The sequence below is a fragment of the Phormidium sp. CCY1219 genome, assembly GCF_035615515.1.
Taxonomy (GTDB): domain Bacteria; phylum Cyanobacteriota; class Cyanobacteriia; order Cyanobacteriales; family Laspinemataceae; genus CCY1219.
In genome coordinates this window covers 1-236 of the sequence record NZ_JAJENT010000604.1, presented here as the reverse complement: position 1 = coordinate 236, position 236 = coordinate 1, and the positions used below count along the sequence as shown (strand labels likewise).

The 236-nt window shown below is 45.3% G+C and carries 1 protein-coding gene; it reads right to left on the bottom strand.

The genetic code is table 11. The features are described 5' to 3' along the window. On the bottom strand, positions 1 to 236 hold a 236-nt coding region (locus tag LKK83_RS16980; RefSeq protein WP_324632428.1), incomplete at both ends, for a reverse transcriptase domain-containing protein.

Genomic DNA, 236 nt, shown 5'->3' with positions numbered 1-236 from the left:
GTGTGGGTGATGTGGGTTTTGGTATCCTTAAGTTCCAACCCTATTCCTTTTAGCCATTCCTGGATGTGGTCGCGACATTTTAGAATTACATCCTTGTTCTCATGCAGGATAACGAAGTCGTCCGCATAACGGATTAGCGAGATTGCATCGCGTTTGTTTGTACGACTACCTTTCCCTGGTAGCTTAGTAGCTAAGGATTTGATGCTTTCTTCCATGCCGTGGAGGGCAATATTTGC